Here is an 18100-nt window from a genome sequence, read left to right on the forward strand (position 1 = left end):
CGCACCCGGAAAGTCGGCAGCGCCGAGCGGCCCGGGTCGGGCAGAATCGGGTCATGCCCGCCGCGAAGAGCGAGCGTCTGCTCAATCTGCTCATCATGCTGCTCGTCCAGCGGCGACCGGTCCCCAAGGAGCGGATCCGGGAGCTGCTGTACCCGGACTCCGCCGACGAGGCGTTCGAGAAGATGTTCGAGCGCGACAAGGACGAGTTGCGCGGGCTCGGCGTACCCATCCAGGTCGCGCCGGTCGACCCCTACTTCGACGACGAGCTCGGCTATCGGATCCCGGCCGACGACTTCGCCCTGCCGGAGGTGACGCTGACCGCCGAGGAGGCCTCGGTGGTCGCCCTCGCCAGTCGGGTGTGGGAGCACGCCACGATGGCCCAGGCGACGACGGACGCGGTGCGCAAGCTCTCCGCCGCCGGCGTCGCCGTCGACCTGGCTCCGCTCGACATCACCCCACCCCGGATGGTGGCCGACGAGCCGGCGTTCGCGCCCTGCTGGCAGGCGGTGTGCGAGCGGACCGCCATCCGGTTCGACTACCGCCGTCCCGACGAGGCGCAGGCGCGCCGACGTCACGTGCAGCCCTGGGGCGTGGTGCGCAGCTCCGGGCGCTGGTACCTCGTCGGGTACGACGTCGACCGCGCCGCGGAGCGCGTCTTCCGGCTCGACCGGGTCAGCGGCACGGTACGGCGCTCCGGCCCCCCGCACGCGTACGACGTACCGCCGGACACCGACCTGCGCGAGACGATCCGCCGGCTGGCCCCCGAGCCCGGCGCGCAGCGCGCGGTCCTGCTGGCCCGGCCCGACACCGGGCACAGCTTCCGGCGGCGCGCGGTCGGGGTGAGGGCCGGCGTCGAGGGACCGGACGGGCGCCGCGACTGGGACCGGATCGAGCTCGACCGGCCGTCCCGTGGCCTGGTCGACGAGGTGCTCTACCACGGTCCCGACGTGGTCCTGGTCGAGCCCGAACGGCTGCGTGCGCAGATCGTCCGCAGGCTGAGCGCGGTGGTCGGATGACCACCCGTGCCGCTCCGGGCGCACGGGACCAGGTGGCACGGCTGCTCACCCTGGTGCCGTTGCTGCACCAGCGCTCCCGGGTCCGCCTCGGCGAGGCCGCCGACCTGCTCGGGACGACGCCGGAGCAGGTGCTCGGCGACCTCCGGGTGCTGTTCATGTGCGGCCTGCCCGGCGGGCTTCCCGACGACCTGATCGACGTCGACCTGGACGCGCTGGAGACGGCCGAGGGCGGCCCGCTGGCCGACGGGCTGATCCGGGTGGAGAACGCCGACTACCTCTCCCGCCCGCTGCGGCTCAGCCCGACCGAGGCGTCGGCGGTGATCGTGGCGCTGCACACGCTGCGCGCGGGCTCCGCGCCGGAGGTGGCCGCGCTGGTCGACCGGGTGCTGGCCAAGCTCGAGGTGGCGGTGGCGGCGGGCACCGAGGTCCGGCGGCTGAGCGTGGCGACGGCGCCCGGAGAGGCCGCCGTGGTGACGCTGGCGGCGCGGCTGCAGCGGGCCGCCGAGGAGGATCGTCAGGTCCGGCTCACCTACCACGTGCCCTCCCGCGACGAGCTCTCCGAGCGCGTGGTCGACCCGCACGGCGTGGTGACCAGCGGCCGGTTCAGCTATCTGGACGCCTGGTGCCACCTGGCCGACGCCGACCGCCTGTTCCGGTTGGACCGCATCACCGCGGCCACGGTGCTGGACAGCACCCGGACCACGCCACGGCGTGCCCCACGCGACGTCAGCGACGGGGCCTTCGCGGCTCGGGGGAGCGAGGGCGGGGTGCTGGCCACCCTCCGGCTCACCCCGGAGGCGAGCTGGGCCACCGACTACTACCCGGTGGAGGCGGTCCGCCCCGCGTCGGACGGCTCGGTCGAGGTGGACCTGCGGATCTCCGACCCGCAGTGGCTGGATCGGCTGCTGCTGCGGCTGGCGCCGGGGGCAGAGGTGCTGGCACCCCAGGAGTTCATCGAGACTTTCACGGCGAGTGCACGGCGGACGTTGGACCTCTACGCCCAGCGGGAGCGTACGATGGAGTCCTGACCGTGAGGTCTGCACAACGTCGTCGTCGATAACCGAGAGTTGGTCCCCATGTCGATCCCGAGCCCCGTCTCCCTCATCGGTATGCCCCAGGGCGCCGAGTGGCTGGTGATCCTGGCGATCGTGGTTCTGGTGTTCGGCGCCGCCAAGCTCCCCGACCTCGCTCGCGGCACCGGTCAGGCGCTGCGCATCTTCAAGGCGGAGACCAAGGGTCTGCGCGACGAGGACGACACCGAGCAGAACCCCGACCGCACCGCCGAGCTGGAGGGTGGCGAGGAGCCCGCCGAGGGCGAGATCGTCGAGCCGCGTCGGGACACGAACGCCGGCTGACCGGCGCTCAACCTGCCCGATCCACGCGGCCCAGCCTGAATGTCCCTGTCCGGAGTCGTCCAGCTCTTCGTCGGTCGTCCGGTCCACCCCGTCGGTGACGACGGGCGGATGGCCCTCTCCGACCATCTGCGCGAGTTGCGTGCGCGGATCCTGAAGAGCGCCCTCGCGCTCACCGTCGGCTTCGTCGTCGCCCTGATCTTCTTCGACCCGATCTTCGCGCTCGTCGAAGGTCCCTACACCTCGGCGCAGGACGCGTTGGGCGCGGACAACACCCAGGCCACGACCAACGGCGTCGGCGGGCCGCTGATGCTCTACCTGAAGCTCTGCGGTCTCACCTCGCTGATCGCCACCAGCCCGTTCTGGCTCTACCAGATCTGGGCGTTCATCCTGCCCGGGCTGCACGCCAACGAGCGCCGTTGGACCCGGATCTTCGTCTCGATCGCCGGTCCGCTGTTCCTGGCGGGCGTGCTGCTCGGCTACCTGACCCTGCCCAAGGGTCTGGAGATCCTGATCGGGTTCAACCGCGACGAGCTGCTGAACCTGGTCGACTTCAACGACTACCTCTCCTTCTTCAGTCGCACCCTGCTGGTGTTCGGCATCGCGTTCGAGATCCCGGTCTTCGTGGTGATGCTCAACCTGGCCGGTGTGGTGAAGGGCAGGACGCTGGCCGCCTACCGGCCGTGGATCATCGTCGGCACGTTCGTCTTCGCCGCTGCCGCGACACCCTCGGCCGACCCGTTCACGATGTGCTTCATGGCCGGCCCGATGATCCTGCTGTTCGTGATCTCGGAGGTGATCGCCCGTTACAACGACCGCCGGCGCGATCGGGGCCGGATCAACGCCGGGCTCTCGCCGGACGAGATGAGCCCCCTGTGACGGCGGCCGGGCCCTCCGCCCGGTGGGAGCCGGTCGACCCGTTCGACCTGCCGGAGTGGATCGGCACCGACGACATCACCTGGTCGGCCGGCTGCGCCTTCAGCGAGCCGCTGCTGGTGGGTGTGCTGCGCGACGACAACGACGGCACCGAGATCGCCTGCGACCTGCTCGCCGCAGACGTCGCCTGCCCGCGTCCGGTGGTCGACGAGCCGACCCGCCACGCGACCCATCAGGCCTGGCGGCTGGGCCAGGTGCACCTGCTCCGCGGCGGCGACCGCCTCACGCTCGCCATCCCCACGGTGCGGCACACCGCCGACGGTGTCCTGGAGGCGATCGGCCGGTTCGCGCAGGCGGTCGGCGCCCCGCGTGAGCGGTTCGTGATCCGGCTCCGCGCCGGTCACTGACCCGCCACTAGTGTGGAGCGCGTGGCTCCAGCGATCCGGGACGTCGTCGTCCTGACCAACCCGGTGGCGGGCAAGGGCCGCGCCCGCCGGATCCGCGACGACGCCGTCCCTCGGTTGCGCGGGGCCGGGTGGACGGTGCGATCGGTGGAGGGGCGTGACGCGGCCGAGGCCGCTCACCTCGCGCGCACCGCGGTGCAGGCAGGTGCGCAGGCGCTGGTCGTCTGCGGCGGTGACGGCCTGGTGAACCTGGCGCTGCAGGCGGTCGCGGGCACCGACGTGCCGTTGGGCCTGCTGCCGGCCGGGACCGGCAACGACGTCGCGCGCTACCTGGACCTTCCTCGCAGCGACGGCGCTGCGGCCGCACACCGCCTGCTCTGCGCCGAGCCACGCTCGCTCGACCTGGCACGGATCGGCGACCGCTGGTTCGTCACCGTGCTCGCGGCGGGTTTCGACGCGGTGGTCAACGAGCGTGCCAACGCGATGCGCTGGCCGCGGGGCCAGATGCGCTACAACCTGGCCACCCTCGCCGAGCTGCGCACCTTCTCCCCGCTTCCCTACGTGCTCGAGCTGGACGGCGTGCCACGACGACTCTCCGCGATGCTGGTCGCGGTCGGCAACGGCCCGTCGTTCGGCGGCGGCCTGCGGATCACCGACGGCGCGGACCTGCACGACGGGCTGCTGGACGTGGTGGTCATCCACCCGCTCAGCAAGATGGGTCTCGTGCGGACCTACCCGAAGCTGTTCACCGGCGGGCACGTCCACCACCCGGCGTACGAGCACCACCGGGTCCGCCGGGTGACGGTGGCGGCCCCGGGTGTGGTCGGCTATGCCGACGGGGAGCGGTTCGGGGCGCTCCCGTTGACCGTCGAATCCGTCCCCGATGCTGTGAGGGTGCTGGCATGACCGACCACGAGACCCCCGTCTCCACCGGCGAGGCCGGTGACGCCGCCTCCCGCTACGCCGCCGCGCGCCGGCGTGCCCGTCACCCGGTGTTCCACGACTTCGCCGACGGATACCGCTTCGGGCTCGACGACTTCCAGGTGCAGGCGTGCCAGGAGGTCGAGGACGGCAACGGGGTGCTGGTCGCCGCCCCCACCGGTGCCGGCAAGACGGTGGTCGGCGAGTTCGCCGTCCACCTGGCCCTGGCGACGGGGCGCAAGTGCTTCTACACCACCCCGATCAAGGCGCTGTCCAACCAGAAGTACGCCGACCTGGTCGAGCGTTACGGCGCCGACCGGGTCGGACTGCTCACCGGCGACACCACGGTCAACGGTGAGGCGCCGGTCGTGGTGATGACCACCGAGGTGCTGCGCAACATGCTCTACGCCCGCTCCCGGACACTGGTCGGGCTCGGCTTCGTGGTGATGGACGAGGTGCACTACCTCGCCGACCGTTCCCGTGGGGCGGTCTGGGAGGAGGTGATCATCCACCTCCCGGAGTCGGTGGCCGTGATCTCACTGTCCGCCACCGTCTCCAACGCCGAGGAGTTCGGCGAGTGGTTGGAGACGGTGCGCGGCTCCACCACCACGATCGTGGCCGAACGCCGGCCGGTGCCGCTCTACCAGCACGTGATGGTCGGCCGGCGCCTGCTGGACCTGTTCGCCTCCTCGGACGTGGACGCCGCCGCGGGCTTCGTCCGCGAAGGAGCACCGGTCAACGACGAGCTGATGCGGATCGCCCGCGACGACTGGGCCAGCAGCCGGCTGATGCGCGACCGCCGCTCCTCACGCAAGGGGCAGGGGCGTCCGGGCCCGTCGAGCACGAGGGGCGGCGGCGACCGGCGCTCGAACCCGCGCGCCGTCGGCAACGGCCGGCGAGTGTGGATCCCGTCCCGTCCCGACGTGATCGACCGGCTGGAGCGGCAACGGATGCTGCCCGCGATCGTGTTCATCTTCTCCCGCGCCGCCTGCGACGCGGCGGTCGAGCAGTGCGTCGCCGCGAACCTGCGACTGACCAGCCCCGAGGAGCGTGACGAGGCGATCGCCTACGTCGAGAACACCGTCGGCCGACTCCCCGGCGCCGATCTGGAGGTGCTCGGCTACCACGACTTCCTGGACGCGGTGAGCCGTGGCGTGGCCGCCCACCACGCCGGGATGCTGCCGGCGTTCAAGCAGTGCGTCGAGGCGCTGTACCTGCGCGGACTGGTGAAGGTCGTGTTCGCCACCGAGACCCTGGCGCTGGGCATCAACATGCCCGCGCGCACCGTGGTGCTGGAGAAGCTCACCAAGTGGAACGGCGAGACCCACGCCGACATCACCCCGGGGGAGTACACCCAGCTCACCGGCCGCGCGGGCCGTCGCGGGCTCGACATCGAGGGCCACGCGGTGGTGCTGTGGCAGCCGGGGATGAACCCCCGCGAGCTCGCCGGCCTCGCCTCCACCCGGACCTACCCGCTGCGGTCCTCCTTCCGCCCCTCCTACAACATGGCGGTCAACCTGGTGCACTCCTACGGGCGGCACCGGGCCCGGGAGCTGCTGGAACAGTCCTTCGCCCAGTTCCAGGCCGATCGGGCGGTGGTCGGGCTGGCGCGACAGCTCCGCAAGGCCGAGGACGCCCTCGAGGGATACGCCGACGCCGCCACCTGCGACCGGGGCGACTTCATGGAGTACGCCGGCCTGCGGCGCCAGGTCGGCGAGAAGGAGAAGGAGGCCAGCCGCAACCGTCGTACCGACCGGAGGACCGAGGCGCTGGCCTCGCTCGAGCGGCTGCAGCGCGGCGACGTGATCGTGGTGCCGGCCGGCAAGTTCGCCGGCCCCGCGGTGGTGCTCGACCCGGGTCTGTCCGAGCACGGGCACCGGCCCCTGGTGATCACCACCCAGAAGCAGGGGCGGCGACTGGCGGCCCCCGACTTCCCGGTGCCGGTGGAGCCGGTGGCGCGGATCAAGCTCCCCAAGAAGGTCGATCCGCGCAACCCGCACCAGCGCAAGGACCTGGCCCAGGCGGTCAAGGAGGCGGTCCGCTCACTGCCGCACTCGGTGACCCGCCCCCGGCTGGAGAAGGTGGCGCCGGACAGCGCCGCCGCCGAGGAGATCAAGGCGCTCCGCGACCGGATCCGCGCGCACCCGTGCCACGACTGCCCGGAGCGGGAGGACCATGCCCGCTGGGCCGAACGGTGGTTCAAGCTGGAAAGGGACACCGCGACCCTGGCGCGCCGCGTGGAACGGCGCACCAACACCGTGGCCCGCACCTTCGACCGGGTCTGCGACGTGCTCGAGGCGCTCGGCTACCTGGAGTCGGCCGGTCCGGACAGCACCGGCCAGGACGCCGTGACCGACCGCGGTCGCGGTCTGATGCGGATCTACTCCGAGCTCGACCTGGTCGCGGCCGAAGCGCTGCGCACCGGGATGCTGGACGACCTCACGCCACCGCAGTTCGCGGCCGTGGTCTCGAGCCTGGTCTACGAGGCCCGGCGTCCTGACGAGGCTCCGCCGCCGGTGCCCGGCGGCCAGGTGCAGGTGCGCATCGACGCACTGGTCCGGCTGTGGGCCCAGCTGGAGTCGCTCGAGCGCGACCACCGGCTCGACTTCCTGCGGCGACCCGACCCGGGCTTCGCGTGGACCGCCTACCGGTGGGCCGACGGTCAGCCACTGGACGAGGTGCTCACCCGGGCCGACCTGACCGCCGGCGACTTCGTCCGCCAGATGAAGCAGCTCGTCGACTTCACCGGGCAGCTCGCCGACGCCGCGGCCGGCACACCGGTGCGGGACGTGGCCCGCAAGTGCGTCGACGCGCTGCGGCGAGGGATCGTCGCCGGGGACTAGATCGTCGCCGGGGACTAGATCGTCGCGGGGGAGGCGGTTCGGGGCGACTAGTCTGCGGCGTTGGCGGCCAGCACGCCGGCCAGCCGTGACACCGGGGTGGCGAGTCCCCAGCGCTCGGCCAGCTCGTCGAGTCGCTCCGCGTCGACCGGGGCGGCGGGCAACGCGAGCGCACCACGGTCCAGGTCGATGTCACGGGCGACGGCGACCACGCGGGGCGCCACGTCGAGGTAGTCGGCGGCCTCGGCGAGGCGGCGTCGGACCGCGGGGCCGAGGCTGCTGGCGGGGTCGGCCCCGGCGGCGCGTACGCCGGCCAGGTCGTCGTACTGGGTGAGCAGGGAGGCCGCGGTCTTCTCGCCGACCCCCTTGACCCCCGGCAGGCCGTCGGAGGCGTCGCCGCGCAGGGTGGCGAAGTCGGCGTACTGCCCGGCGGTGACGCCGTACTTGGCGCTCACCCACTCCTCGTCGACCCGTTCGTGGCGTCCGACGCCCCGGCCGATGTAGAGGATCCGCACCCCCGCCGCGTCGTCGACCAGCTGGAAGAGGTCGCGGTCGCCGGTGACCACGTCGACCGGCATCCCGGCGCCGGTGGCCAGGGTCCCGATCACGTCGTCGGCCTCGTAGCCCTCGGCCCCGACGACGGCGATCCCGAAGGCCGACAGCACCTCGCGGATGATCGGGACCTGGACCTCCAGCGGGTCCGGGACCTCCTCGACGTCGGGCCCGCTCGCCACCACCTCGACCACCCGGTGCGCCTTGTAGCTGGGGATCAGGTCGACGCGCCACTGCGGACGCCAGTCGTCGTCCCAGCAGCAGACCAGGTGGCTGGGCCGGTACTGCTCGACCAGTCGGGAGATGTAGTCGAGCAGGCCGCGCACGGCGTTGACGTTGGTGCCGTCGGGCGCCGGGATCTCCGGAGCCCCGAAGAAGGCCCGGAAGTACATGCTCGCGGTGTCCAGCAGCATCAGTCGTGAGGTCACGCACGCCACCGTAGTGCCCGGGGCCGCCGTGTGGACGCCCCGTGCCCGAGGCGCTGGATGCCCTAGGGTGTGCCGGGTGAGCGAGCCCGTACCGGTCGAGTCGATCGATCGACAGATCCTCGCGCTGCTCGCCACCGACGGGCGGATGTCCTACACCGACCTGGGGCGGGCCACCGGGCTGTCCACCTCAGCGGTCCACCAGCGGGTCAAGCGCCTCGAGCGCCGCGGCCTGATCCTCGGCTACGGCGCCACCGTCAACCACGCGGAGATCGGCCTCCCCCTGACCGCCTTCATCTCGATCCGCCCGATCGACCCCTCCCAGCCGGACGACTGCCCGGAACGGCTCGAGGGATCAAGGAGATCGAGTCCTGCTGGTCGGTGGCCGGAGAGGAGTCCTACGTGCTGAAGGTGCGCGTCGGGAAGCCGGTCGAGCTGGAGGACCTGCTCGCCCGGATCCGCTCAGCCGCCAACGTCTCCACCCGTACCACCATCGTGCTCTCCACGTACTACGAGAACCGTCCGGTCACGCACTGACGCCTCCCCGGGGGGAGCGGATCCGCAGCAGCATCCCCGCGCTCGTGCAGCTGCGCGCACTGCCGCAGCACCGACGCGGCCTCGGCGAGCTCGACTCCGACCGAGGTGCCGGACGCGTGCCGCCGGGGGCCGGCCGCCGGGAGTGCCGGAGGCGTCCTCGGGGTCGGCCCCGGGAGCGGGCCTGCGGAGCGTCCGACGACCCGCGCAGGCGCGATCGACACCGTCGCGTCGATCCGTAGCAGCCGGATCCCGAGCAGCCTCCCCAACAGCTGGGCGGAGACGAGGACGCCGCCCGAGAGATCACTCGTCGCGTCGGGCCGCAGTCGTGGCGTGGTTCCACCAGCCGTCGACCCGCGTCGCCAGTGATCCGTCCTCGCCGTACGACTCCATTCGCCTCGCCACCGTCTGCGCCGCGGCGCGGATCTGCTCATAGCGTTCCCTCCCCGCTCGCGCGCCGATCACGTAGGCGATGCCGACCGCCCCGATGGTGGTGAGCCTCACGTCCGCTCCGCACGGCGACGCAGGGCGCTGGTCATGGCGCTGGCCGCCGAGACCGCCAGCACCGTCGTCGCGGCGGTGACCCCGGTGGCTGCCAGCTTGCGCAGCGGCAGGTCGGACCACGCCCGGACGGCCTTCTCGGGCACCGTCTCCTTGTGCAGGAGGCGACCGATCGCGCTCATGACGACGCCTTCCGGAGCTGGGCTCCGCGGCGGTTGATCGCGGTGACGAGCTCCTTCTTGTTCATCGACCCGCGCCCCACGACGCCCTCGGCCGCGGCCAGATCCAAGAGCTCCGCCTTGGTCATGTCGGCCAACCGACCCGGCGTCGTACGGTCGGACCTGCTGTGGGCGACCTCGGCGGCAGTGCGCGCCGTGGTGGTGCGCACCGCCTCCGCGCGGGCCACCGCGGCCTCGGCACTCTCGGCGTCCCGGTGCGCGTCCTGCGCGACCTGGTCGGCCTGGGCCCGCGCCAGGGCGGCGGCCTGGTCCGCGGCCTCGGCCGCCTCGTCGGCCCGCTGGCGCGCCTCGGCCAGTCGCTCGGACGCGGTTCGATAACGGTCCTCCGCTTCCTCCTGCGCCCGCGAGGCGGCCCGGCGGGCCTCCTCGACGCGCTCGGCAGCGGCGTGTTCCTCCTCCTCGAGCGCGGCATCCGCACGCTGCTGTGCGGCCGCTCGTTCACTCTCGACGCGCGCGTCAGCCTCGCTGCGCGCCTTCGCCACGCACTGCTCGACGGCGACGCGGCCGTCCTCCCTCACCCGTGCCAGGCGCGCCTTCTCGTCCTCCGCGAGGTTGTTCGCGGCCTCGGCCGCGTCACGCGCCTGCTGCGCGGACTCCAGTGCTTCGTGCTCTGCCGCCTGCGCCGCCTCGGCGGCTGCCTGCGCGCGCCTGAGTCGCGTCTCGACGGAGTCCTGTCCGTTGAGTGCGTCCTCCACCGATGCTCGCGCGCTCCGCACGCCGTCGAGCAAGCCCGCCGTGGGGGAGCCGTTGCTCGTCGGCGACCCGGGCGAGAAGGCCTTGCCGACCAGCCAGGACGCGTTCCGCGGCACCTCCTTCAGCCCGGTCGAGAGCGTCGTGATCAGTCCGTGGGACCGGTTCTCGCTCATGGGTGCTCCCTTCGCTGCGCCCGTCTCCGACAGGCGGTAGCGTGTGACTCACGCCACACTGCGCCGTACCCGATGTGGAAGCACCCATTCCCGGGCTACGCAGCGCAGGGAGCGCTACGACGTGGTCGCGACGTCGAAGCGCGTGGCACCCGTCCCCGGCGTCATGCCGGCGGCCTCGGGCAGCGACGGCCCGGCGTCGGCGTTGCGGGCCCACCACCACCGACCCGACTCGGGCAGGGTGTGGATCGGGTCGAAGTACTCGTAGGTCCGGGTCAGCGCGTCGGGGTCGTCGGCCTCGATCGAGGTCAGGTAGTTCTTGGTCCAGGTGCTGATCCCGCGCTCGGTGTCGTAGCCGGCGACCTGGTGTACCCACCGCTTCCCGACGAAGGGCACGTCGCACACGATCCGCGGAGTTGCGTAGCCGGGGAGGTACCCCATGATCTGGTGCTGCAGGTGCTGTGCCTTGCCGACCGAGACCCGCCAGTGCTCGGCGAACGGGATCATGTCGCACATGTAGAGGTAGTAGGGCATGATCCGGGCGCCGTCGAGCAGCGCGAAGGAGAGGTCCAGCAGCGCGTGCGGGTCGGCGTTGACACCCTCCAGGAGGACGCCCTGGTTGCGTACGTCGCGCAGGCCGGCGTCGAGCAGTCCACCGGCCGCGGCGGCGACCGCCGGAGTGATCGACGCGGCGTGGTTGGCGTGGGTGTGCACGGCGAGGGACACGCCCCGTGCGCGCGCTGTCGCGGCGACGCGTGCCACGCCCTCCACGACGTCGGGCTGGGACCAGTGCTGCGGGAGTCCGATCAGCGCCTTGGTGGCCAGGCGGATGTCGCGGATCGTGTCGACCTCCATCAGGCCGTCCAAGAACGCCTCGAGCCGGGGCCAGGGCATGTTGGCCACATCGCCACCGGAGACCACCACGTCCCGCACCGTCGGGGTCCGGCGCAGGTAGTCCAGCATGGCGGTGTGCCGGTCGACCGGCTTGCCGACGAACTTGAGCTTGGCGACCGCCGGGGTGGAGTTCCCGACCAGGTCCATCCGGGTGCAGTGCCCGCAGTACTGCGGGCAGGTCGGCAGGAGCTCGGCGAGCACCTTGGTGGGGTAGCGGTGGGTCAACCCCTCGGCGACCCACATGTCGTGCTCGTGCAACGAGTCCCGCGAGGCGTGCGGGTGCGAGGGCCAGTCGGTGCGTCGGTCGGAGAAGACCGGGAGCATGTAGTGCCGCACCGGGTCGGCGTAGAACGCCGCGGTGAGGGACCCGGCGCCGGCCGGCTCCTCGGCCGAAGCCATCGTGTTCAGCATCTGCGGGGGCAGCAGCATCGACATCGTGGCCCGCTCGGCCTGGTCCCGCTCCAGGTCGGCGAAGAAGGTCTCGTCGACCAGGTCGCCGAGCACCTCGCGCAGCTGGCGCACGTTCTTCACGCAGTGCGCGCGCTGCCACTGGACCGACGCCCACTCGGCGGCCGTCACCTCCCGCCAGCCGGGAAACCGGCGCCAGTCCGGCTCGACCAGTGGGCGCTGCTGGTAGCGGTAGGGCTGGTGGGCGGGACCCGCCGTCGTCGCGAACGGTTGTGACGTGAGGGACATGAGTGCCATGCTAGACGGACAATCTTGATCGTCAACGCCTGTTGGCCGGAGGATTTCCTGGTGTCTCTCGATTTCACAGAACTGTCAGGCGCGACCGCAACCGCGCCCGACCCGACCGGGCTGCACCGGGTGCTGGCTCCGCGGGGCGTGCTGCCCCAGGCCGCCGACGTGCTCGATGCGAGCGCCGCGATCGGCCCCGACGAGGTCCGCGTGGACGTGGAGCGGCTGAACCTCGACGCGGCCTCGTTCCGCCAGCTCCGCGAGGCCCATCGGACCGCTGCGGGAAGCACCGACGTCGAGGCGCTGCGTGCCGCTGTGCTGGACATCGTCGAGGCACGCGGGAAGATGCAGAACCCGGTCACCGGGTCGGGCGGCATGCTGATCGGCACGGTCGCCGAGGTGGGTCGGTCCTCGCCGCTCGGGCTGGAGGTGGGACAGCGGATCGCCACCCTGGTCTCGCTGACCCTCACACCGCTGCGGATCACCGACGGTCTGCACCGGTGGGACGGGCGCGGCGAGCAGGTGCCCGCCAGCGGACACGCCATCCTGTTCGGCCGCTCGATCGCCGCGCCGCTGCCCGACGACCTCCCCGAGGAGCTCTCCCTCGCGGTGCTCGACGTCTGCGGCGCTCCCGCACTGGTACGACGCGTGCTGGGCCAGAGCCCCGGCGGCTGCCTGGTCGTGATCGGCGGCGGAGGCAAGTCGGGCTCGCTCAGCCTCGCCGCGGGCCGCGACCTGGCCGATCGCCGGATCGGCGTCGTGCCGACGCAGGAGGAGGCCGACCGCCTGGCGCGCACCGGGCTGGCCGACGAGGTGGTGGTCGCCGACGCCCGGAATCCGGTGGCGCTGCGCGACGCGGTGACCGCGGCCGGCGGGCCCGGCGACGTGACCGTGGTCTGCGTCGACGTCCCGGGCTGCGAGCACGGCGCGGTGCTGTCGACCGCCGAGGGCGGCACGGTGATCTTCTTCTCGATGGCGACCGACTTCGCTGCCGCCGCCCTGGGCGCCGAGGGGCTCGCCGCCGACATCACCATGCTGATCGGCAACGGCTTCGTCCCCGGGCACGCGCAACTGGCCCTCGACCTCGTCCGCGCGGAGCCGGACCTGCGGACACTCATCGAGGCCCGATGAGCACCCCGACCCACGACAAGCTCCGGCTCGACCCGGCCACCGTGGCCCGGGCCCGTGACCTCGCCGCCCGGGCCGGACGCCCGATCGTGGATCTCGCCCGCTCCCACACCACCGTCTCGGTGGAGCGCGCCGTGCTGCGGCTCGCCGGGCTGACCGGCGCCGACCCCGACGGCACGCCGTGGGTGAACCGGCTGGCCGACGCGGTGCGTGCCGACCTGCCCGAGGCGCTGGCCGGCGGACTCGCCGTACCGGTGTGGGACGCGCTGGTCCGCGGGGAGGCGGAGGACCTGGTCACCTTGGCCCAGAAGGCCGCCGCCGGGTCCGTGCGCTTCCGGCACCCCACCGGAGCCGACCGGAGGCGCGCCGTCGCCGCGGCCCGGTCCCAGGTGGGCGGGGGACTGGCCGGGATCGAGCAGCAGCGGACCGAGCGCGAGCGGCTCCTCGAGCTCCACGGCGGGCCGCCGCGCACCCCGTGGATCTACCTGATCGTCGCCACCGGCGACATCTACGAGGACATCCCGCAGGCGCAGCAGGCCGCCCGCGAGGGGGCCGACGTGATCGCGGTGATCCGCAGCACCGGCCAGAGCCTGCTCGACTTCGTGCCCGAGGGGGCAACCCGGGAGGGGTTCGCCGGCACCTACGCCACCGCGGAGAACTTCCGGCTGATGCGCGCGGCCCTCGACGAGACCAGCGCGGAGCTCGGCCGCTACGTGCGGCTGACCAACTACGCCAGCGGCCTGTGCATGCCGGAGATCGCTGTGCTGGCCGGTCAGCAGCGGCTCGACATGATGCTGAACGACTCGATGTACGGGATCCTGTTCCGCGACATCAACCCGGTGCGCACCTTCGTCGACCAGCGGTTCAGCCGGCAGGTCCACGCGCACGCCGGGATCATCATCAACACCGGCGAGGACAACTACCTCACCACCGCCGACGCGGTGGAGGCGGCACACACGGTGACCACCAGCCAGCTGCTCAACGAGTACTTCGCCAAGGAGGCCGGGCTCGAGGACTGGCAGCTCGGCCTCGGACACGCCTTCGAGATCGATCCCGACCTGCCCGACAGCTTCCGCCTCGAGCTCGCGCACGCCCTGCTCGCCCGGGAGCTCTTCCCGGACGCCCCGCTGAAGTGGATGCCGCCGACCCGGCACATGACCGGCGACGTGTTCCGCGGGCACCTGCTCGACGGCTTCTTCAACCTGGCCGGGGCGCTGACCGGCCAGGGGATCCTCCTGGTCGGGATGATGACCGAGGCCGTGGTCACCCCGTGGCTCTCCGACCGCGACCTCGCCCTGCAGAACGTCCGGTACGTCCTGGACGCCGCCGGCGCGCTGGGGGAGGACTTCCACCCGGCCCCGGACGGCTTCATCGCCGAGCGCGCACGGCAGGTGCTCGCCGAGAGCATCGACCTGCTCGCCCGGATCGCCGACGACGGCCTGCTGGACGCCATCGCCGAGGGCACCTTCGGCCTGATGCGCCGGCCCGCCGACGGCGGGCGCGGGCTGGACGGGGTGACCCGCCGCAGCGACGACTACGTCAACCCCGCCATCGAGGCGCTCGACGCCCGCACGAGTCCAGCGGAGGTCTCCCGGTGACCGGACCGATCAGGCCCTACGGCGACACCACCGGTGACGGCATGGTGCAGGTCAGCTTCACGCTGCCGATCGCCCACTCACCTCGCGCGGAGGGCGCCGCCGCCCGGCTCGCCGGATCGATGGGGATCGACCCGGCGCTGGTCGTGCACGCCCGCCCGCTGGGTCCCGGGCACACCTTCTTCGTCGTCTACGGCCGCTGCAACCACCTGGTCGACCCGGCGGAGGTGGAGGTGGTCGAACGGGACTTCCCCCTGCTGACCCCGAAGGAGGCCAACGCCACGATCAAGGCGTCGCTGCAGCGGCGCCTGGTGGTGGTCGGCGCCTGCATCGGCACCGACGCGCACACCGTCGGGATCGACGCGATCCTCAACATCAAGGGCTTCGCGGGGGAGAAGGGGTTGGAGTACTACCGCGAGATCGACGTACACAACCTCGGTGCTCAGGTGTCGGTGCCCGACCTGGTCGAGGCCGCCGTGGCGCTCCACGCCGACGCGGTCCTGGTGTCGCAGGTGGTCACCCAGCGCGACGCCCACCTGCTCAACACCCGGGAGATGTCCGCGGCGTTCCGGGAGGCCTTCGCCGCCGAACGGCGCCCTCTGCTGGTCGTCGGCGGACCCCGGTTCGATCCGACCATGGCCGGTGCGCTCGGCGTCGACCGGATCTTCGGCCGCGGCACCACTCCGGGTGAGGTGGCCTCGTTCCTGGTCCATCGCGTCGGCGAACGCCTCGCCGCCTGATCCGTCGCCTCACCGCCCGCCCGATCGCCCTCGACCACGGAGCTCCCGATGCCCGATCCAACGCCTTCCCCTCCGCCACCCGGTGACGACCCACGGCTGGGCACCGTCGTCCGGCACCGCTGCTACGTCGCCCACGGCCACGCCCACTACGCCGGGGGCCTGGTCGACGGCGCATACGGGCTCGGGCTCTTCGGCGACGCCGCGACCGAGCTGTGCATCCTCACCGACGGCGACGAGGGCCTCTTCGCGTCCTACGACGACGTGCAGTTCCTCGCCCCGGTCCGTGCCGGCGACGTGGTCGAGGCGCGGGCGGAGCTGGTCGGCGCGGGCCGCCGCTCTCGCCGGATCCGCTTCGTCCTGGAGGTCGTCGCACGCGGTGATGTGCGTGCCGACCAGCCCGGACGCGCGGTCGCGATCTCACCGCCGTTGGTGGCCACGACCGCCCTCGGCACGGTCGTCGTGCCGTGAGCCGATCCGGCGTCGGCGCGTCGCATCACGACACGCCGGTCGGAGCCGGAAAAATCTCGGTATTCTCCGGTCGCACGTCACCGCTGTGACCTGCACAGACGGGCGTTTTCGCAGGTCATCGTTCGGTTGACAGGGCACCCTCGGTTGGACAGAGTGCAGAACCGATCGCTCAGGTAGGTCGTGGTCAGTGGGTCGCCGTCCGAGTGACCGCGGTCGGGGGAGTCGCGCCAACTCCACCCGCCCACGGTTCGCGGAGGTCGGCCCACCCCTCGAGAGCGACACGGAAGGATCCCGGTCTCCCTAGACAACGTCCCGCCCCGGCCACCAGTCGGATCTCGGGACGGACCGACGGCGCCCGGGATCCTTCCGTGCCTGCTGAGGCTCCGCGACCGGCGCGCTCTAGGCTGGAGCCGTGACACCGACCGCTCCCGCGCCGCACGGGTGGTCGGCACGTCCCCGCACGCTGGTCTCGCTGGTGGTCGCCGTCGTCGGCGGCCTGGCGCTCGCCGCGGCGTTCGAGCCGATCGCGTGGGCCTTCCTGTTGCCGCTCGGCGTCGCCTGCTTCGCCGTGGCGACCGACGGCCACCGGGTGCGGCGCGCCGGGCTGGTCGGCTGGGTCTTCGGGATCGCCTTCTACTTCACCCACATCAGCTGGATGCGCGACTCCATCGGCACCGATGCCTGGATCGCCCTCTCGACCATCGAGTCGCTCGGCTACGGTGCCGTCGGCCTCGCCATGCCGCTGCTGCGTCGCCTTCCGGCGTGGCCGGTGTGGGCGGCCGCGGTGTGGACCACGATGGAGGGCATCCGCAGCACTTGGCCGTTCTCCGGGATGCCCTGGGGCCGCCTCTCGTTCGCCGCCATCGACACACCGGTGGCACCCGCGGTCACCTACGTCGGGATGACCGGGCTCTCGTTCCTGCTGGCGCTGGCCGGGTTCCTGCTCGCCGCACTGCTCCACCCCGGCCGGATCCCCGGGCCCGCATCGTCCCCCGGGCTCCGCGCCGGCCGACGGTTGCCGCTGGTGGTCGCGCTCGCGGCCACCTCGGCCGTCCTGCTGCTGCCGGCGCTCCGGGCGTTCCCGGTCCAGGAGAGCGGCACCGCCACCGTCGCGGCGATCCAGGGCAACCTCCCGGGTCCGGCCAACAACATCCTGTACGACGCCCGCGGAGTCACCACCAACCACCTCCAAGCCACGCAGCAGCTGGCCGACGACGTCGCGGCCGGCCGGGAGCAGCAGCCCGACTTCGTGCTGTGGCCGGAGAACTCCACCGCCGTCGACCCCTTCGACGACAGCATCGTGAACGCCGAGATCGAGGACGCCGTCTCGGCCGTCGGCGTGCCGATCGTGGTGGGCGGCATCGTCGGCGAGGGCGAGGACCACGTGCTCAACCAGGGCATCGTCTGGGACCCGCAGACCGGCGCCGGCGACAGGTACACCAAGCAGAACCCGGTGCCCTACGGGGAGTACATCCCCTTCCGCGACCTCTGGGACCCGCAGTTCGGACAGCTGTCGCTGATCACCCGCGACATGAAGAGCGGCACCCGGACCGAGCCGCTCGACGTGGCCGGCATCCGCGTGGCGGACGCGATCTGCTTCGACATCGCCTACGACGACGTGATCACCGAGCAGGTCGACGCGGGCGCGGAGATGTTGGCCGTCCAGACCAGCAACGCGAGCTTCATCTTCACCGACCAGATTGAGCAGCAGTTCGCGATCACCCGGTTGCGAGCGCTCGAGGCGGGGCGCTGGCTCGTGGTCGCCTCGCCGAACGGTCGCAGCGGGGTGATCGCCCCGGACGGTTCGGTGGTCGCCACGGCGCCGCCGCGCACCCAGGCCGTCCTCAACGAGCAGGTCGGCCTGAGCACCACGCTGACCCCGGCGATGCGCCTCGGCCCGTGGCCCGGGCGGCTGTTCACGCTGCTGTCGCTCGGTGGACTCCTGCTGGGTTCGGTCGCGTATCGTCGGAGGCGGGAAGATGCACTGCCGCCGCACGCACCGGCGGCGTCGGCGGAGCACGACGCTCCCACCCCCATCCCGAGTCCCTGACGAGCG

19 protein-coding genes are annotated in these 18100 nt (G+C 72.4%); 14 read left to right on the plus strand and 5 right to left on the minus strand.

Annotated features, from left to right (window positions below; translation table 11 throughout):
* The first annotated feature begins 53 nt into the window (after window positions 1–53).
* The 7 genes from FIV43_RS05320 (at window position 54) to FIV43_RS05350 (ending at window position 7412) form a co-directional block, all read left to right on the plus strand.
* Window positions 54–1016, plus strand: a complete 963-nt coding sequence (locus FIV43_RS05320) for a helix-turn-helix transcriptional regulator (RefSeq protein WP_141013297.1) — start codon at window positions 54–56, stop codon at window positions 1014–1016.
* Entirely contained in the window at window positions 1013–2044 is a 1032-nt protein-coding gene (locus FIV43_RS05325) for a helix-turn-helix transcriptional regulator (RefSeq protein WP_141013298.1), read from the plus strand. The genes FIV43_RS05320 and FIV43_RS05325 overlap by 4 nt, the downstream gene beginning before the upstream one ends.
* Before the next feature lie 48 nt (window positions 2045–2092).
* Window positions 2093–2371 carry a twin-arginine translocase TatA/TatE family subunit gene (tatA, locus tag FIV43_RS05330; protein WP_141013299.1) on the plus strand — a complete coding sequence of 93 codons (279 nt, stop codon included), beginning with the start codon at window positions 2093–2095 and terminating at the stop codon, window positions 2369–2371.
* A gap of 108 nt (window positions 2372–2479) precedes the next feature.
* Window positions 2480–3247, plus strand: coding sequence for a twin-arginine translocase subunit TatC (tatC, locus tag FIV43_RS05335; protein ID WP_231123732.1), 768 nt, complete (start codon window positions 2480–2482; stop codon window positions 3245–3247).
* On the plus strand, window positions 3244–3651 hold the full coding sequence (locus tag FIV43_RS05340) for a hypothetical protein (protein WP_141013301.1): 408 nt from the start codon (window positions 3244–3246) through the stop codon (window positions 3649–3651). The genes tatC and FIV43_RS05340 overlap by 4 nt, the downstream gene beginning before the upstream one ends.
* Before the next feature lie 21 nt (window positions 3652–3672).
* The gene (locus FIV43_RS05345; RefSeq protein WP_231123738.1) at window positions 3673–4554 is read left to right on the plus strand and encodes a diacylglycerol kinase; all 882 of its coding nucleotides are present in this window, start codon (window positions 3673–3675) and stop codon (window positions 4552–4554) included.
* Window positions 4551–7412 (plus strand): DEAD/DEAH box helicase, encoded by a 2862-nt coding sequence (locus FIV43_RS05350; RefSeq protein ID WP_141013302.1) that lies wholly within the window; start codon window positions 4551–4553, stop codon window positions 7410–7412. Before FIV43_RS05345 ends, FIV43_RS05350 begins: the two co-directional genes overlap by 4 nt.
* Window positions 7413–7459: 47 nt before the next feature.
* Here FIV43_RS05350 and FIV43_RS05355 read toward each other — a convergent pair whose 3' ends face one another.
* A complete protein-coding gene (locus FIV43_RS05355) occupies window positions 7460–8374 on the minus strand; it encodes a 5'-3' exonuclease (protein WP_141015755.1) in 915 nt (304 codons plus the stop codon).
* 91 nt (window positions 8375–8465) lie between these two features.
* Here FIV43_RS05355 and FIV43_RS24035 point away from each other — a divergent pair, with 91 nt between their 5' ends.
* Window positions 8466–8795 carry an Lrp/AsnC family transcriptional regulator gene (locus FIV43_RS24035; protein ID WP_269204061.1) on the plus strand — a complete coding sequence of 110 codons (330 nt, stop codon included), beginning with the start codon at window positions 8466–8468 and terminating at the stop codon, window positions 8793–8795.
* Window positions 8789–8923, plus strand: a complete 135-nt coding sequence (locus FIV43_RS24040; RefSeq protein WP_269204062.1) for a hypothetical protein — start codon at window positions 8789–8791, stop codon at window positions 8921–8923. Before FIV43_RS24035 ends, FIV43_RS24040 begins: the two co-directional genes overlap by 7 nt.
* A 300-nt stretch (window positions 8924–9223) precedes the next feature.
* Here the strand turns inward: FIV43_RS24040 and FIV43_RS05365 are convergent, their stop codons facing one another.
* The 4 genes from FIV43_RS05365 to FIV43_RS05380 all read right to left on the minus strand — a co-directional run bounded on the left by FIV43_RS05365 (window position 9224) and on the right by FIV43_RS05380 (window position 12113).
* The gene (locus FIV43_RS05365; RefSeq protein ID WP_141013303.1) at window positions 9224–9424 is read right to left on the minus strand and encodes a hypothetical protein; all 201 of its coding nucleotides are present in this window, start codon (window positions 9422–9424) and stop codon (window positions 9224–9226) included.
* The gene (locus FIV43_RS05370) at window positions 9421–9603 is read right to left on the minus strand and encodes a hypothetical protein (protein ID WP_141013304.1); all 183 of its coding nucleotides are present in this window, start codon (window positions 9601–9603) and stop codon (window positions 9421–9423) included. Before FIV43_RS05370 ends, FIV43_RS05365 begins: the two co-directional genes overlap by 4 nt.
* Entirely contained in the window at window positions 9600–10526 is a 927-nt protein-coding gene (locus FIV43_RS05375; protein WP_141013305.1) for a Rho termination factor N-terminal domain-containing protein, read from the minus strand. Before FIV43_RS05375 ends, FIV43_RS05370 begins: the two co-directional genes overlap by 4 nt.
* A gap of 114 nt (window positions 10527–10640) precedes the next feature.
* On the minus strand, window positions 10641–12113 hold the full coding sequence (locus tag FIV43_RS05380; RefSeq protein ID WP_196780985.1) for a KamA family radical SAM protein: 1473 nt from the start codon (window positions 12111–12113) through the stop codon (window positions 10641–10643).
* A 60-nt stretch (window positions 12114–12173) separates the two neighbouring features.
* On the opposite strand from FIV43_RS05380, the gene kdd reads away from it, so the two are divergent.
* The 5 genes from kdd (at window position 12174) to lnt (ending at window position 18094) form a co-directional block, all read left to right on the plus strand.
* The gene (gene kdd, locus FIV43_RS05385; RefSeq protein ID WP_231123740.1) at window positions 12174–13244 is read left to right on the plus strand and encodes an L-erythro-3,5-diaminohexanoate dehydrogenase; all 1071 of its coding nucleotides are present in this window, start codon (window positions 12174–12176) and stop codon (window positions 13242–13244) included.
* Window positions 13241–14839 (plus strand): lysine 5,6-aminomutase subunit alpha, encoded by a 1599-nt coding sequence (kamD, locus tag FIV43_RS05390; protein WP_141013306.1) that lies wholly within the window; start codon window positions 13241–13243, stop codon window positions 14837–14839. Before kdd ends, kamD begins: the two co-directional genes overlap by 4 nt.
* A complete protein-coding gene (gene kamE, locus FIV43_RS05395; RefSeq protein ID WP_141013307.1) occupies window positions 14836–15576 on the plus strand; it encodes a lysine 5,6-aminomutase subunit beta in 741 nt (246 codons plus the stop codon). Before kamD ends, kamE begins: the two co-directional genes overlap by 4 nt.
* A 48-nt stretch (window positions 15577–15624) precedes the next feature.
* Window positions 15625–16044: a 3-aminobutyryl-CoA ammonia lyase gene (kal, locus tag FIV43_RS05400; RefSeq protein WP_141013308.1), complete on the plus strand. Its 420-nt coding sequence runs from the start codon at window positions 15625–15627 to the stop codon at window positions 16042–16044.
* 412 nt (window positions 16045–16456) lie between these two features.
* Entirely contained in the window at window positions 16457–18094 is a 1638-nt protein-coding gene (gene lnt / locus FIV43_RS05405; RefSeq protein ID WP_141013309.1) for an apolipoprotein N-acyltransferase, read from the plus strand.
* Window positions 18095–18100 lie beyond the last annotated feature (6 nt).

This window comes from Nocardioides sambongensis (assembly GCF_006494815.1).
Classification (GTDB): domain Bacteria; phylum Actinomycetota; class Actinomycetes; order Propionibacteriales; family Nocardioidaceae; genus Nocardioides; species Nocardioides sambongensis.